The 13,311-nt window shown below is 58.0% G+C and carries 11 protein-coding genes; 10 read left to right on the forward strand and 1 reads right to left on the reverse strand.

Translation table 11 applies throughout. The features are described from left to right. Window positions 1–93: 93 nt before the first annotated feature. The 5 genes from AC07XZ_RS04630 (at window position 94) to AC07XZ_RS04650 (ending at window position 4,259) form a co-directional block, all read left to right on the forward strand. Window positions 94–612 carry a phage regulatory CII family protein gene (locus tag AC07XZ_RS04630; RefSeq protein WP_083368989.1) on the forward strand — a complete coding sequence of 173 codons (519 nt, stop codon included), beginning with the start codon at window positions 94–96 and terminating at the stop codon, window positions 610–612. After that, window positions 605–829: a TraR/DksA family transcriptional regulator gene (locus tag AC07XZ_RS04635; protein ID WP_102688074.1), complete on the forward strand. Its 225-nt coding sequence runs from the start codon at window positions 605–607 to the stop codon at window positions 827–829. Before AC07XZ_RS04630 ends, AC07XZ_RS04635 begins: the two co-directional genes overlap by 8 nt. Further along, window positions 819–3,038 (forward strand): VapE domain-containing protein, encoded by a 2,220-nt coding sequence (locus AC07XZ_RS04640; protein ID WP_102688003.1) that lies wholly within the window; start codon window positions 819–821, stop codon window positions 3,036–3,038. The genes AC07XZ_RS04635 and AC07XZ_RS04640 overlap by 11 nt, the downstream gene beginning before the upstream one ends. Further along, window positions 3,031–3,390: a PA0613 family protein gene (locus AC07XZ_RS04645; RefSeq protein ID WP_102688004.1), complete on the forward strand. Its 360-nt coding sequence runs from the start codon at window positions 3,031–3,033 to the stop codon at window positions 3,388–3,390. Before AC07XZ_RS04640 ends, AC07XZ_RS04645 begins: the two co-directional genes overlap by 8 nt. A 536-nt stretch (window positions 3,391–3,926) precedes the next feature. Continuing rightward, a complete protein-coding gene (locus AC07XZ_RS04650; protein ID WP_008080174.1) occupies window positions 3,927–4,259 on the forward strand; it encodes a phage holin family protein in 333 nt (110 codons plus the stop codon). Window positions 4,260–4,415: 156 nt separating this feature from the next. Here AC07XZ_RS04650 and AC07XZ_RS04655 read toward each other — a convergent pair whose 3' ends face one another. After that, window positions 4,416–5,150: a hypothetical protein gene (locus AC07XZ_RS04655; protein WP_102688005.1), complete on the reverse strand. Its 735-nt coding sequence runs from the start codon at window positions 5,148–5,150 to the stop codon at window positions 4,416–4,418. Window positions 5,151–5,359: 209 nt separating this feature from the next. Between AC07XZ_RS04655 and AC07XZ_RS04660 the strand changes: the two genes are divergently transcribed. The 5 genes from AC07XZ_RS04660 (at window position 5,360) to AC07XZ_RS04680 (ending at window position 13,144) form a co-directional block, all read left to right on the forward strand. Then, complete coding sequence (locus AC07XZ_RS04660; RefSeq protein ID WP_102688006.1) at window positions 5,360–5,962, forward strand: terminase small subunit; 603 nt, start codon at window positions 5,360–5,362, stop codon at window positions 5,960–5,962. A 70-nt stretch (window positions 5,963–6,032) separates the two neighbouring features. Further along, the gene (locus AC07XZ_RS04665; RefSeq protein WP_178084655.1) at window positions 6,033–7,661 is read left to right on the forward strand and encodes a DUF6531 domain-containing protein; all 1,629 of its coding nucleotides are present in this window, start codon (window positions 6,033–6,035) and stop codon (window positions 7,659–7,661) included. Between the two features lie 409 nt (window positions 7,662–8,070). Then, window positions 8,071–10,215 (forward strand): type I secretion system permease/ATPase, encoded by a 2,145-nt coding sequence (locus AC07XZ_RS04670; RefSeq protein WP_102688007.1) that lies wholly within the window; start codon window positions 8,071–8,073, stop codon window positions 10,213–10,215. 7 nt (window positions 10,216–10,222) lie between these two features. Next, complete coding sequence (locus AC07XZ_RS04675; RefSeq protein ID WP_102688008.1) at window positions 10,223–11,647, forward strand: HlyD family type I secretion periplasmic adaptor subunit; 1,425 nt, start codon at window positions 10,223–10,225, stop codon at window positions 11,645–11,647. Window positions 11,648–11,662: 15 nt separating this feature from the next. Beyond that, window positions 11,663–13,144 carry a TolC family outer membrane protein gene (locus tag AC07XZ_RS04680; protein ID WP_102688009.1) on the forward strand — a complete coding sequence of 494 codons (1,482 nt, stop codon included), beginning with the start codon at window positions 11,663–11,665 and terminating at the stop codon, window positions 13,142–13,144. The last annotated feature ends 167 nt before the right edge of the window (window positions 13,145–13,311 follow it).

Here is a 13,311-nt window from a genome sequence, read left to right on the forward strand (position 1 = left end):
AAGGGTTCCCGGCGTTTGGGCCATACCAAGCCACGCGACAAATGTATCACCACTCCCTGTCGCGCGGCACTGGCAACTTTTAGGATTAATGCCATGAGCCGAATCGCTCTCAGTTCTCTGGAACGGGCGCAGCGGGAAATCCTGCCGCTCGATTTAGCGCTGTACCACGCCGCCCGCGATTACCCGGGCGGCGCTGCTGCCATCGCAGCCACCACTGGCCGTAACCCGACCACGCTGCAACACAAACTGTCGCCGACTCACCCGAGCCACTCCATCAACATTCAGGAATTCGGCGAGATCCTCGAACTGACCAAGGATCGCCGCATTCTCGATGCGGTGCATGCGCTGGTCGGCGACACGGTTTGGCAGGAACTGGCCGACACTTACACCAACGACATGCCTGAGACGCTCACCACTGGTATCGCCGAATACTTTCGCCAAGTCGCCGATCTGGCCGAGACCTGGGCCAAGAGCATCGGTGACGGTGTGGTGACTGATCAGGAACTGGCAGCGATTCGTCTGCAGGTGTTCCGCGGCATTCAAGGGCTGCTCGGGTTGTTCAACCGCGCCACCTACGTCAACCAGACGACGCGAGGTGCTGACCGTGGCTGACATCGCCGATTTCGCCAACGATCTGGTGCAGGAACGCATCGATCAGGCCATGGCCGCGCGCAGCGCTGCCAAAGCAGAAAGCGCTGCCCATTCTTTGCTGTTCTGTGAAGCCTGCGACGACCCGATCCCGGAAGCACGCCGCCTGGCCCAACCGGGTTGTGCGCAATGCATCAGTTGCCAGTCCCTCTCTGAGCGGGGGATTCAGCATGCTCGATGAGGTATTGGGCCAATTCGCCGATTACGGTCTGGAGCCAGCGCAACCGCTGGTGTTCGGCAAGCTGACCCGCTGCAAGACATCGCAGGACAAGGGCAAGGAAAAGAACGGCTGGTACGTGGTCCACGAGCAGCGCACGGAAAAGGGCGACACCCTGATCTTCGGCGCTTTCGGTGACTGGCGTTCGGGCGAGACGCAGAAGATCAAGGTCAAGGCCGGTCGGATGTCGCCGGAAGAGCGCGAAGTGATGCGCGCCCGCCAGGAAGAAGCCAAGCGCCGCGCCGCGGAAATCGCGAATAACGCTGCGCGACGGGCCGCGAAGAGGGCGCAGGGATTGTTCGAGCGCATGCCGACCACCGGGCGCAGCGATTACCTGGACCGCAAACAGATCGTTGGCATCAACGTCCGTTACGCGCCGCGCACCGGCGCCGTGCTGGTCCCAATGAAGAACGCCCGTGATCAGATCATGGGCCTGCAGGTGATCTTCCCGAACAAACAGGAAGACACCGGCCGCGACAAATCCTACTGGCCCTACGGGATGGCGAAGGAGGGCACGTTTCACCTGCTCGGTCCGCATCCGGTGCCGGGCGAACCGGTGCTGGTCTGTGAGGGTTACGCCACCGGCGCCAGCCTGCACATGGCGACGTCGCTCGCCGTGGCCGTGGCCTTCGATGCGGGCAACCTGTTGGCCGTGTGCAAGGCCATGCGCGAGCGCTTTGCCGGCTGCCCGCTGATCATCTGCCGCGATGACGACTGGAAGACCACCAAGCCCAACGGCGATGCTTGGAACCCCGGCGAAGAGAAAGCCAGCAACGCCGCGCTGATTGTCGGTGCCCAGGTGGTTGCGCCGATCTTCTCGGTCGAGCGTCACGACAAGTGGACTGACTTCAACGACCTGCACGTCGCCGAAGGGCTCGACGCGGTGCGTCGACAAGTGCTGGCCGTGGTCCGCCCACCCGCCGCCGGTGGCTGGAAAGACCAGCTCGCCCGCAGCGAGAGCGGCGCCCTGATCGCACACATGCAGAACGTCGAACTGATCCTGGCTCACGACGAACGCTGGGCCGGGGTGATCAGCTACTGCGCCTTCAGCTCGAAGATCGTCAAGTTACGTGCCGCGCCCTATGGCGGTGGCACCGGTGAGTGGGCCGACATCGATGACGTGCGCGTGATGAAGTGGCTCGCCCAGCAGTACAACCTGCGCGTGAAGTCCTCGCACGTGATCGAGGCCGTCAGCGTCGTCGCGCACGACCACGCGTTTCACCCGGTGCGCGAGTACCTGAAAAAGCTCGAATGGGATCGTGTGCCGCGCCTGGACCGTTGGCTGACCGATGTCATGGGGGTGAAGGAAACCGACTACACCTCCAAGGTCGGCAAACGCTGGTTGATCTCGGCCGTGGCGCGCGTGATGAAACCCGGCTGCAAGGCGGACTCGGTGATGATCCTCGAAGGCGTACAAGGCGCCGGTAAGTCGACCGCCATGAGCGTGCTCGGCGGTGAGTGGTTCATGGACACACCATTTGCCCTTGGCGACAAGGACGGCTTTCAGGCGATTCGCGGTAAGTGGATTGTCGAGCTCGGCGAGCTGGACAGCTTCAACAAGGCCGAGAGCACCAAGGCCAAACAGTTCTTCTCGGCGTCGACTGACACATACCGCGAAAGCTATGGCCGCAGAACCCTGGACGTGCCACGCCAGTGTGTCTTCGTCGGTACCACCAACCAGGACGAATACCTCAAGGACGCCACCGGCAACCGTCGTTATTGGCCGGTGGCCTGTACCAAGGTCGATGTGCCGTTGCTGCTTGAGATCCGCGACCAGCTTTGGGCCGAAGCGGTGTTCTGCTTCGAGGCGGGCGACCTCTGGTGGGTCACGCGAGAGGAAGCGCCGATGTTCAGCGAGGAGCAGGACGAACGCTTTGTGGTGGACGAATGGGAGACGCCCATCCTGACCTGGCTCGAAGAGTCGCAGATCGGTGAGACCACCACCGGCAGCGAGGTAATGAGTCAAGCACTCAAGCTCGACCCAGGTCATTGGGGTAAGCCCGAGCAGATGCGCGTCGGTGCAATCCTGCACCGGCTCGGCTGGCGACGCTTCCGGCTGGGGGCTTTGAACAAGAGCGGTCAGCGGCCATGGGCGTACAAGAAACCCGAGCACTGGGGCAGGGCGCCTGCGCTGCAACGGGACGAGTTCGAGGAGCCGTGCTTCGATGATTAAGGCAATCGATATGGCCCTCAAACAATGGGCGCAGGAGCTGCACAGCGATGAGGTGGCCGCCGGTTACTCGGGCGGCAACATGGTCGCTATGATGATGGAGAGCGGTGGCCAGTTGGTGCGCGGCAGGCGCGGAAGCCGGGTGCCGCTGGAGGCGTCTCTGGACATTGAGCGCATTGTCAAGAAACGCCTCGATCCTGAGCTGATGACCGTGGTGCAGGTGCATTACTTCCAGCCTGACGCGCCGTTGGCGGCACGTCTGACGCGCAGTGGTTGCTCACGCAACGTCTACTACCAACGCCTGCATGACGCCCACATCGTGGTCGAGCACTTCCTCCTAGGGGAAGCGGCTTGATCGTGGGCATCCCTTTGGCTCACGCCGTCCCACCGACCTGCGTCCGTCCTACTGCTTTTGCAGCAATGGGACGGGCGCAGGCCCCGTCGTTGTTGGGCTGTCCCACCGTCCCACCTTTTTCGCCTCCCACCCGTGTATGCGTAGTGGGCACAGGTACGCGCGTTCACGCGCACGCGTGCTTTTTAAATTTCTCTCTATACACGAGAAAAGAGAAACAAAAGTAGGACGGTGGGGCAACGCCCCAATCTGCGGGGCTTTCAGACGTCCCACCTTGTTTTAGAGAAGTGGGACGCGTGGGACGCCGCTAAAACAACAGAAGCAAAAGCCAGCCGGGTTGAGATATTCACCGACATTCGCCAGCCGTTCACCGGACCTAAGACACACATTCACCGGATGGCATTAAAACGGCCTTGCTGCCACCAGAATCGAGCTGTAAAAAGGGGCCATCTTCGATGGGTGCGACCGCAAGGCGCGGCAGGCCACCCACCACCTGACCCGGCCATAACGCCGGGTCTTTTTGTTTAAGGGGCAGGGCAATGACGAACGAGCAACAGGCGCTGGCAGAGATGCCGATCTGGTTGGTGATTGCCCTGTCATTGGTTGGCGGCGTGTCCGGCGAGATGTGGCGCGCTGACAAGGACGGGGCACGGGGCTGGGCGTTACTGCGCCGGCTCGCACTTCGGTCCGGTGCCTGCATCGTCTGCGGCGTGTCAGCGATGATGTTGCTGTTTGGCGCGGGCTTGTCGATCTGGACGGCGGGCGCCCTGGGTTGCCTGACCGCGATGGCCGGCGCCGATGTCGCCATCGGCTTGTACGAGCGCTGGGTGGCCAAGCGCCTGGACCTGAGCGAGGCCGAGCCGAAGGCATGAGCCGGGTAGGCCGGGTAGGGCGCAGATTTTCACGGGTCCTCCCTGAGGGCCGCCCCCTACACGGGTTAGTGAACTCGCGGAATCTCTCTAGCTGAAACCTGCGCAGGGATGTCCGTCTTTCCATACGAAGTGCGTAAGGTGCTCAGTACTTGATGCTTAGAGAGCTTTTTTGGTTTTTGCCTGAAGCAGTATTTTTCTCGTCACTCGGTTTGTTCGGTTATCGATTTTGTATACGGTCTGATTCGCGAGAAGAAAAGCGCTTTTAGTATCTGCTGTCACGAGGTACCCAGTAACGCTTTCTCCTTCTTTGGTTACGATGGTATGTACTTGGCTTATTCCGTTCACTACTTCGATACCAGCTGCTTCGCGGATGTCATGTCTGCCCCTGTCAACGCCATGCCTTACCCCGATGGTGGGCAAGATGAAAATTACGAATAGTGCGAAGCTTCCCATTAGTCCTTTTACAACAAGGGATTGCCCATTCGATTCGTGATGCGCAAGCATGTAAACATAAGCTAAAGCCACGGTCCCAAATGGAAACCATTGCAGAAACGGGCCGACAATGGGCATGTCATCAACCCAGCCCATAACCATGGTGAACCAGTGTATGTAACCCGCAGCCAAGATCGTCGGGTTAGTCAATTCGAGCTCGCTTGTCGAGATCCCGAACTGCTCGAAGTAGGCCGCGAGCTCCAGGTAGCCATCGACAAAGAGAGCTGCCTGCAGGAATAGCGCCATACCGATCAATAGCTTCAGGGCAAAGTCTTTGTCTATTGCCTTCGTAACCGGAGCTAGCGAAGTAGGCGTTTGCGGGTCTGTGCAATTTGCCTGGGTGATGGTTATAGGAGCTGTCAGCTCAACTTGAATTTTCTTTTCTCTATTCCAGAACACGTTTCGTCCTTGATGCGTTGGAGGATCAGTGGTGGAGATTAGCGTAATGAGCGTGGCCCAGAAAGCGCCGGGGACCCTGAGGACTTTCAAAGGACACGGGGTCGGAAACCCGCGCGATCGTGTTAGTCGGAGGCCTGCCAGCTTACTGAAATTTCAATCCACTGAAATCTTGAAAGGATTCATTGAAAAGCCGCTGAAAAGGAGGGCTTATGACCGCAGCCACGTACCTATCCAAGAGCGCCTTCGCTGCGCACATCGGCCGATCACCGAGCTACATCACCTGGCTGAAAGAGAATGGCCGGTTGGTGCTGTCGCCCAATGGCAAGCAGGTCGATGTGCTGGCCACCGAAGCATTGATCCTCGATACCGCTGATCCGAGCAAGGCTGCCGTCGCTGCTCGCCACCAACAGGATCGGCTTCAGCGTGATGTGTACAGCCACGTCGCAGCTCAATCCGAGCCGACCAAAATGGCTGCGCCGCCGCCCGTTGACCCTGCGCAAGGGCAGACTCCGGACTTTCAGAAAGCACGAGCGCATCGAGAGCACTACCTGGCGCGGATGGCTGAGATAGAGTTTCGCAAGGCGCAGGGTGAATTGGTCGAGATCAGCTTCGTGCAGAAGGCCGCTTTTGAAACGGCACGTTCGCTCAATCATTCGCTGATGAGTATGTCGCCTCAATTGGCACCGCAACTCGCTGCCTTGTCGGATCCATGGGAAGTGGAGCGGCAGCTGACCGCTGCATTGCGCCAGCGGCTTAATGAAATTGCCCAAGTCTCAAGTGACGATTTTGGCTTCGTATTGAGCGAGTGCTGAGGATATACCTGGCTTAGAATTTGTTATGGTTTGTGGAAAGTTGCACTTTTGATGTTTGGCCATTCTTGAAATGGATGATTTTGTTGAGCAGGCCAAAGGCAAATTGCCCGGCATCCTGGCGGACGCTGGCAAGTTCGGCGAAGAGGTCATCAACGAGATTGCCAAAGGCATCGAAGCGGTGGCTTTCGGCAATCTGGATGTCAAAGGTGATCTGAATGCGGCCAGCGCACAGGCAAGTGCTGCAGTCGATCAATTCAAGAATGATCCGCTGGCCTCATTCAGCAATGTGTTCGGGGCTGCCGCGAGTGCTTATAAAGCGGCTGGCAAGGGCCTGGCCAACAGCGTGGCACAAAATCTGGTGCCCGATGACTTCAAAAAACCGTCTCCGACGAAACCAAAAAAACTGCGCGCGATGGGCCCGGAGCTGCGCACTCAGTTGAGCAACGTCGACGATAAATCGGTGCAGAACTCCATAGGCTGGTTGCTGTTTATCCTCTCCAGTGCCGTGACCGTGTGGCGCAAGCGCAATGCTCATGGCCAGAGCACCGCGGTCCATCCAGACAAAACCGATCAGGCAAAGCACACGGCGTCCGATGGTCAATTGGGGTCCAACGGCCAGCAGGCACCGGCGAAAGTTGTGCCCAATCCGAAGAAAGGTACCTGTGAATGCGCCACGGACTTCAGCATCAATTTCGCCTTCGGTTCGGAAAGCCTGAACCATACCGATTTCAGCCTGCCCGGCCAATTCCCGATCGAATGGACACGCACCTATAACTCGCGCCTCGACGCCTACGATCAGAGTGAACTCGGTGCCCGCTGGATCAGCGAGTTCGACTGCATGGATGAGGGCCTGACGTTCTACGGCGCCGATGGCCGAGACCACAGCTACCCACTGCCAAAGGTCGGCTTGTTCCAGTACGACGCCATCGAAAACATCACGCTGGACTGCAACAGCGAAGATCAACTGCTGCCGTGCCGTGGTTTCGAACGCAAGGAAACCTACGTCCGCCGTGACCAGCGCTATGTGCTGAGCAATATTTCGCTGCGCAACGGCGCTGGGGTCATGCTGCATTACGAGTATCGTCACGGCGAACACTCGGTGCTCTCCGACCTGATCACCTACCAGGAAAACGACATCAGCAAGGTGCACCTGCACCTCGGCACGATGATCGACGATCAAGGCCGGTTTATCGACCTCTGGCAGATCGTTGACGGCGAACCGTTGCGACAACTTTGTGCGTACCAATACGACGTCTATGGCGACCTGATTCAGGCGCAGGACGAGAACGGCGCAGTCTGGTCGTATCAGTTCCAGTATCACCTGATCACCCGCTGCACCGACCGCACCGGGCGCGGCATGAACCTGCAGTGGGACGGCCCCGGCGCCAAGGCCAAAGCCATCCCCGAATGGGCCGACGACGGCAGCTTCGACTCGCGTCTGGAGTGGGACGAAAACATCCGTCTGACCTACGTCACCGACGAGCTTGGCAACGACACCTGGCACTACTACGACATCCTTGGCTACACCTACCGCATCCGTTACGCCGACGAGCGTTCGGAATGGTTCTTCCGCGACGACGCCAAGAACATCGTGCGCCGCGTCAATGCCGATGGCAGCACCGATCGCTACATGATCTGGTTGGCTGAAAGAAAATCTCCCGCGAATCCTCGTCTCAAGCACAACAACTGCGCAGTATGAGAACGCAGTGACGTATTTTCAGAAGCGGTCGGATCCCCCTGGGATACTATTCACTTGGGCTTGCCGAGACGATCCTGCTTAACTAGACATTTCAAGCGACAGGCTTGATCTCACCCCCTCTTCGTAAGTGTCCGAAATCGTAGCTTCTCCCGAATAAATTGATGTGTCAGTTGCTCAGAAGCAGAAAAAAACGGAGCTTCCACGTGGTGGCAGAAACCAAATGTCGTTTTTTGTATCTTCACTACCACTGAGCCATGTAGAGAAAATTAGTGCAGAAAACAATCGGGCGACTTGCGCTATGGCATTGTGCAACTATTCTCACGTCTGCTCAGTCCGCCTGTGCTCACCTCAACTGCAGCGATCATTCCGCCCAAGGTTTTAAAAAGAATAATCAGGCAAGGAAGCTGCGATGGATAGACAGGACGCCTCGGGCGCCGAATCATCTTCCCCTCTGGACACCGGTCTTGCCTGCCTGGTGATGCTTGCTCGCTTTCACAACATCGCTGTTAGTGCCGAACAGTTGAGCCACGAGTATGTCGGCTCTGGCCAGAAGTTCGGCAAGGCCGAACTTCTTCTGGCGGCTCGTCAACTTGAGCTCAAGGCCAAAGCGACGAGTGTTTCCCTCAAGCGCCTTGCGCTTACACCGTTACCAGCGATTGCCCGTGCCACGGACGGGCAGTTTTTTATCATCGCTCGATTTGATCAGGACAAAGTGCTGATTCATGACCCTCGGGTCTGTCGGGCGCAGGTCCTCGGCACCGATGAACTGTCCGCAAGATGGCAGGGTGAGTTGATTCTTGTGCGCTCCCAGGCCTCCCAAGCCAGCGAGTTGACGCGCTTTGATTTCACCTGGTTTATCCCGGCCATCGTCAAATATCGGAAATTGCTGGGTGAAGTGTTGCTGGTGTCTTTTGTCTTGCAGATTTTTTCATTGCTGACACCGCTGTTTTTTCAGGTGGTTATGGATAAGGTCCTGGTGCATCACGGGTTGACGACACTGGATGTGATCGCAATCGGTTTGCTCGGGATCATGTTGTTCGAGACCGCATTGAGTGGCTTGCGTACCTATGTCTTTGCCCATACGGCCAGCCGTATCGATGTCGAGTTGGGAGCCCGGCTCTTTCGTCATCTGGTGACCTTGCCGTTGTCATATTTTCAGGCTCGCCGGGTAGGGGACTCGGTCGCTCGGGTGCGTGAACTGGAAAATATTCGAAGTTTTCTTACCGGTAATGCCATCACCCTATTGCTGGATATCCTTTTCTCGGTGGTGTTCATCGCCGTGATGTTTTTTTACAGCGGCTGGCTGACCCTTGTGGTAGTGCTGTCACTGCCGCTCTATGTATTGGTTTCAATAGTGGTCACGCCCTTGTTGCGAGCCCGCTTGAGCGAGAGCTTTTCCCGTGGAGCCGAAAACCAGGCATTTCTGGTGGAAACCATCAACGGCATAGACACGCTCAAGTCGATGTCCGTGGAACCACAGATCACCCGCAAATGGGACAACCAGCTGGCTGCCTATGTATCGGCCGGCTTCAAGACGCAGACCTTGTCGAACATTGCCAATGAAAGCGTTTCCCTGATTGGCAAACTGGTGACGGTTGCCACACTCTGGCTTGGGGCACGCTTGGTAATAGACGGTCAACTGACGGTTGGGCAGTTGATTGCTTTCAATATGTTGGCTGGGCGGGTCTCGCAACCGATTATTCGGCTCGCACAGCTGTGGACCAACTTTCAACAGACGGGAGTTTCGGTACAGCGGCTGGGGGATATTCTCAATAGTCGTACCGAGCTTTCCCAAGCTACCCGCAGTGCCTTGCCTCCGCTAAAGGGGCAGATCGAGTTCGATCAAGTGCTATTCAGATATCGGCCCGATGGTCCCGAGGTGTTGCGCGGTATAAGCCTGGTAATCGAGGCCGGGGAAATATTAGGTGTGGTCGGGCGCTCCGGTTCCGGGAAAAGCACCCTCACGCGCCTGTTGCAGCGCCTTTACGTTCCGGAGCGGGGCCGGGTATTGGTGGACGGTATGGACCTGGCACTGGCGGATGTATCGTCACTTCGTCGGCAGATTGGCGTGGTGCTCCAGGACAATATGCTGTTCAACCGCAGTATCCGGGAAAACATTGCCTTGACCGATCCCGGGGCCCCGCTCGCGGGAGTCATCGAAGCGGCAAAAATGGCGGGGGCTCATGAGTTCATCCTGGAATTGCCGGAGGGCTACGACACGCTGGTGGGAGAACATGGCTCTTCATTGTCCGGTGGTCAGCGACAGCGCATTGCGATAGCGCGCGCCCTGATCGGCAACCCTCGCATTCTGATTTTCGACGAAGCCACCAGCGCACTCGATTATGAGTCCGAGCGCATCATTCAGCAGAACATGAAGCTGATTTGCAAAGGGCGTACGGTCATCATCATTGCCCACCGACTTTCCGCAGTGCGTGACGCCCATCGGATTGTGGTAATGGACCGGGGACAGATCGTAGAGCAGGGTACCCATAGCGAATTGCTTGCCCTGCAGGCTGGCCATTACTCGCGCCTGCACCGGTTGCAGCAAGGATAAGCCGGCCATGGGAAATTCTTCGGCAGGGCGAGAATTGCTGCGTCGTTACCACCGGGCCTGGCGCGAGGCCTGGAGGCAACGCCACAAGCTGGACGCGCCGCGACGCTTGCCTCATGAAGTGCAGTTCCTGCCGGCTGCTCTGGCATTGCAGGAGCAGCCGGTGCACCCGGCGCCACGCTATATCCTGTTTGCAATCATGTCGTGTGCCGCTTTGGCACTGCTCTGGGCGTGCGTGGGTGAAATCGATGTGGTGGCCACGGCGACTGGCAAAGTGGTCGCTAGCGGCAAAAGCAAGACTATCCAGCCCAGCGAGGTGGCGGTAGTCAAGGCGATTTATGTCCATGACGGGCAGTCGGTCAAGGCCGGTGATTTATTGATCGAGCTGGATAGTAGTGCTACCGGGGCTGACGTCAAACGCCTGCAGAGCGACCTGATCGCTGCCGAAGTGGACAGTGCCCGGGCTGGAGCGATGCTGGAGGCCATTGAGACCAAGAAGCCCCCCGGTTCTTTGAGCGGCAACATTCCCAACGCCGACCCGCAGCAGCAACTGGCGGCACAACGCTGGGTCTTTGGGCAATATCTGGAACTGCGTAGCGCGCTGGATCAGGCGGACGCCGAGATCGAGCAGCGGGCTGCGGAGATAGTTTCGGCCAATGCCAGTGTCGGCGCATTGCTCAAGACATTACCGATCAATCAGCGCCTGGCGGATGACTACAGGACCCTGTTGGAACAGCAGTATGTACCTCGGCACGCTTATCTTGAAAAGCAGCAGGCCTTACTGGACATGCAGCGTGAAATTGCCGTCCAGCAAGGACGGGGCCTGGAGCTCAAGGCCGCCCGCAAAGAAGCTGAACGTCGCCGCGATACCACGTTGGCCCAGACTCGACGAGCGATGCTCGATCTGCAGCAGCAATCCGAACAAAAAGTTGCCTCGTTGACCCAGGAGGTCAACAAAGCGCGCCAGCGGGATCATTTGATGCGCCTCGCTGCACCTGTGGAGGGCACTGTTCAACAACTGAGCATTCATACCGTGGGCGGAGTTGTTACAGCCGCGCAGCCTTTGATGGTTGTCGTCCCTCGAGACCAGCCCGTGGAAGTGGAGGCAATGCTGGAAAACAAAGACGTCGGATTCGTGCGTGCCGGGCAGGCAGTGCGGGTGAAAGTGGAGACCTTCACGTTTACCAAGTACGGGGTGGTGGAGGGCGAGGTTCTGAGTGTGTCCAGCGACGCCATTGAAGATGAAAAGCGCGGTCTGTTGTACAGCGTCCGCATCCGTCTTCTCGAGGATTCTGTTCAGGTCAAGGGCCAGTCAATCCATTTGACGCCCGGTATGTCGGTTTCGGCGGAGGTCAAGACAGACCGGCGCAAAGTCATTGATTACCTGTTGAGTCCGTTGGAACGCCATTTGTCGGAAAGCATGAGAGAGCGCTGATCAGGAGGCGGGGGGATGAGTCGTACGGCAGGCTGGGCTGTGGGGGGGGTGTGTCTGTTCGCCTGCCAGGCGGTGGCGGGGAGCATCGAAATAACGACCCGGGCAGAGTTGTTGGCTGTCTATCGTCAAGCGGTGATGCACAACTCGGACCTGGCCGCCGCCAGGGCTGATTTTGAAGCACGTAGCGAAGCCATTCCCCTGGCTCGCGCCAATCTGCTGCCAACGTTAAGCAGCACGGTCTCCGGCGAGTCGACGCGTCTTGAACGCGATACCCCAAGCCTGACTCGAGCGCGTAGCGGGACGACTTTCCAGGCCAATCTCAAGCAGCCACTGTTCAATGCCGAGTCCTGGTTCGGCTTGAAGGCGGCCGAGGCTTCAACCTCCCAGGCGTCGCTGGAGCTATCGGCCAAGGAACAGGAGCTGATCCTCAAATGCGCGGAGGCCTACTTTGAAACCTTGCGTGCCAGCGACGACCTGGCAGCCTCTGAAACTGAGGAAATCGCTCTCAAGCAACAGCGCGACCAAGCTCAGGCACGCCTTGTCGGAGGACTTGCCAGTATCACGGATGTCTATGACGCGCAGGCGGCCTACGATAACGCCCAGGCCAATCGCAAGCTGGCCGAGCGCAAAATAGAGGACGCTTTCGAGCAACTGATTCGCTTGACCAATCACGATTACGATAGCATCGAGGGTATTGCCCATCAGTTGCCGGTTCTGGCACCTGCTCCTGAAAACTCGAAGTCCTGGGTCGATGCGGCGTTGCGCCAGAATCTGATGCTGCAAGCCAATGATCAGGCTGTGTTGGCCGCAGAGCAGACTTTGAATCAGCGCCAGGCTGGGCATGCACCTACCCTTGACGCCATTGCCTCCTACCGCAAGGGCGATAACGATAGCTTTGGGTACAGCAATCCAACGGACTTTGGTCGTAACGGCTATCAAGGCAATGTGGCGCAAAGTTCGGTAGCGATCCAGATCAATGTGCCCTTGTACAACGGGGGACGTACCAGCGCTCAGGCGCGAGAGTCCTACAAGCGTTTGACCCAGAGTGAGGAGCTACGCGAGACCCAGCGTCGGGAGGTGGTGCTTAACACGCGTAACTACTACCGGGCGGTTAATTCCGATATCGAGCAGATCCTGGCGCGTAAAAAAACCATTCTTTCTAGCCAGGGGTCATTAAAAGCCTCGAAAGTAGGGGCCGATATCGGCACGCGCAATACGGTTGACGTGCTCAATGCCCAGCGCCAGTTATTCACCGCAGTGCGGGATTACAACAATGCGCGCTATGACTACATTCTCAACAATCTACGCCTGAAATTAGCTGCCGGTACATTGAGCCCGCTCGACCTCGAGGGGCTGGCTCATTATCTGAAGTCCGATTATCAGCCCCGGCGGGACTTCTTGCCACCCGAGCTGACACCCGACGACTTCAGAACGCCACATGGCGTGATGCCCGCCAAAGGGCCGGACAAAGAAATAGCTGAGAAGGCGATGCTCTAAGCGGTTGACGTTCAATAGCGCATGGGTCTAAAGCCTTAAAACCCGGAGAATGATCCTGTACTAAGCTCGCTTGGCTGGCTTTTTGCCAGATGTCGATAGGGAACCGCTCGTTCAGAGTGCATGGAGGCAACAATGCATACCTCACCTCCCAGGCACAGTCCTTGTGC

The organism is Pseudomonas sp. GW458-11-26-14-LB4, from assembly GCF_059423925.1.

What these genes read in the sequence shown, in the direction of transcription:
- AC07XZ_RS04630 (WP_083368989.1), top strand. Translation starts at nt 94, where the DNA reads ATGAGCCGAATCGCTCTCAGTTCTCTGGAACGGGCGCAGCGGGAAATC.
- AC07XZ_RS04640 (WP_102688003.1), top strand. Translation starts at nt 819, where the DNA reads ATGCTCGATGAGGTATTGGGCCAATTCGCCGATTACGGTCTGGAGCCA.
- AC07XZ_RS04645 (WP_102688004.1), top strand. Translation starts at nt 3,031, where the DNA reads ATGATTAAGGCAATCGATATGGCCCTCAAACAATGGGCGCAGGAGCTG.
- AC07XZ_RS04650 (WP_008080174.1), top strand. Translation starts at nt 3,927, where the DNA reads ATGACGAACGAGCAACAGGCGCTGGCAGAGATGCCGATCTGGTTGGTG.
- AC07XZ_RS04660 (WP_102688006.1), top strand. Translation starts at nt 5,360, where the DNA reads ATGACCGCAGCCACGTACCTATCCAAGAGCGCCTTCGCTGCGCACATC.
- AC07XZ_RS04665 (WP_178084655.1), top strand. Translation starts at nt 6,033, where the DNA reads ATGGATGATTTTGTTGAGCAGGCCAAAGGCAAATTGCCCGGCATCCTG.
- AC07XZ_RS04670 (WP_102688007.1), top strand. Translation starts at nt 8,071, where the DNA reads ATGGATAGACAGGACGCCTCGGGCGCCGAATCATCTTCCCCTCTGGAC.
- AC07XZ_RS04675 (WP_102688008.1), top strand. Translation starts at nt 10,223, where the DNA reads ATGGGAAATTCTTCGGCAGGGCGAGAATTGCTGCGTCGTTACCACCGG.
- AC07XZ_RS04680 (WP_102688009.1), top strand. Translation starts at nt 11,663, where the DNA reads ATGAGTCGTACGGCAGGCTGGGCTGTGGGGGGGGTGTGTCTGTTCGCC.